This window comes from Campylobacter sp. CH278, from assembly GCF_004378845.1.
GTDB classification, from domain to species: Bacteria; Campylobacterota; Campylobacteria; order Campylobacterales; family Campylobacteraceae; genus Campylobacter_D; species Campylobacter_D jejuni.
The window spans coordinates 1-2142 of record NZ_RYXZ01000018.1; the positions used below are offsets into that span (position 1 = coordinate 1).

At 28.8% G+C, this 2142-nt stretch carries 1 protein-coding gene; it reads right to left on the reverse strand.

Annotated elements, in window-relative coordinates:
* Window positions 1–5: 5 nt before the first annotated feature.
* Window positions 6–1712, reverse strand: a complete 1707-nt coding sequence (locus ELQ04_RS08470; protein WP_044778259.1) for a ShlB/FhaC/HecB family hemolysin secretion/activation protein — start codon at window positions 1710–1712, stop codon at window positions 6–8.
* Between the last annotated feature and the right edge of the window lie 430 nt (window positions 1713–2142).

The following is a 2142-nucleotide window of genomic DNA, read 5'->3' on the forward strand; positions in this document are numbered from 1 at the left end:
AAAACTCAAAAATACTTCCCAAAGCTCACATAAGCTTTAGAACTATAATCATCATCTAGTTTATACTTCTTTAAAGCTCTAGCTAAATCAAGCTTAACATAAAAATTCCCTGTTTTATTATAAAGCAGTTGTAAACCATAAGCATCCATATAGTTTGTATAAGAATCATTCTCATACCAAGAATAACCTATATCATAAAAAGGAGTGATATAAAAATCTTTTAAAGGAGTAGCCATTCTAAGTCCAAAGCTAGCCACTACAGCATTATCTCCTTCTCCATCTCCATTATTATAAGCCCTTACTCCATAAGGACCTCCTAAAGATATAGTTTCACTACTATCTAATGTAGCTCCATTGATAACTTGTTGATAATTTAAACTAAAAAGATGAGTAAAGGTATCATTAAAGAAATAAGCATTGTTAAGATTGACATTAAGTTTAGCAAATTTTCCAAAGCCATCTCCATCTGTTTTAGAACTCATTCCTAATATAGTAGTTCCCCCATCTTTAACATTACCATAGCTTACATTAGCACTATAAGAAAAACTATCATTACTAATGCCATTATAAACTCCTTCTATACCAAAGCTTATCGTATCAGAGCTTTTATCTATGGTCATGATATTTAATCTTGAATCACTAAGCTTTTTATGATAATAACTTGAAGTTAAATAAAAAGAATTATAAGTCGTAATCCACAAAGGATATTTTAAATCTATACCTAGATTTTCAGAAGTTCCTATAAAGTTTGCATTTTTATAAGATCCCCCTAAAGCATAGTTTCCTTTAGAATAGCTTGGAGTGATTTTTAAATTCCCTAAGAAAGTAGTATAGCTTATACCATAGTTAGTTTGCGCTTCATCGCTTCTTTGCAAATAAGCATTAAGACTATCTCCTTGATGAGCTATGTTATTAAAACTCATACTAGCACCACCCCTATATCTGCCTGATTCTTTTATACCGTAATTATCCCCATAAAACAATACAGAAACAAAGCTATCACTAGGGGTAGTTTCTATCACTACATCTGTTTCACCTGGATTATCTCCTGCTTTTAAAGAAGCAAGGGTTTGTATGCCATACATTTCATTGACTTTATAAACTGCATCTTCTACTAATTTAGTAGTGATGATTTCACCTTTATGATTAGGTAATTTACTTTCTATAGCATAATCTCTTACACTAGAATTGTTTTGAACCACATATTTACCTAAAACACCTAAGGTGATATTGATTTGAATTTGATCTTTTAGTTCTTGTTGTGGGATATAAGCTGTAGCAGCAGGATAACCACTAACTTGAACATAATAAGAAATGATATTGGCTATATCTTGTAAGTCTTGAACTGAAATACTTTCTTTTTTGTAATCGTTTAAGGCTTCTTGTAAAACTTGCTCATCTAAACCTAGATCTTTAAAGTTTATGTTTTTATTGGTAACATGAAAGCTAAAGCTAACTTTATGAATTGATTCTTCTTTAGAAGTATTTTTTAAAGAAGGAGTGTTTGAATTTGGGGTTTTGGTTTTTAAAGTATTATCATTAGACAAGTTAGGTTGATTTTTTTGAGTGTTTTTCTTTGTGTTGATGGTTTTTGAATTATTATTATCACTAGTATTAGAATGATCTATGATAATCACTCCATCTTTTACTTTTAAAGTGTTATTGTAGTTTTTTAAGTTAGCATCTTCTTTATAAGGAGATTGTTCTAACATTTGTATGGTTTTTTTATTATCTTTAGTATCACTAGCATAAAGGCTTAAGATAGCTAAACTAGATAGTAAGATAATGCGTTTCATTTGTGTTTTTCCTTTTTAATGATTTCATAAGAGCTTGTTTTATAGATTTGGTTTTTAATCTTTTTTATTTTTTGCTTTTTCTGTTTTTATTTTTTCTTTCTTTTTATCTTTTTATTTTTCTTTATTTTTTGTATTTGTTTGATTGATTATCAATCTTTTTTGATTTTTAATCTTTAAATTTTGTTTGTTTTATTAATTTTTAACAAGATCCAAAAGGCTTTTAACCTTTTGGATTTTAATCATCTTGAGCAAGGATTTCCTGCTTTAAAATTATCCGATACTATACAAGCATTACCACTTTCTTGAGTACTGGCTTCATCTACTGTAGGTTCTTTATCATCTTCAT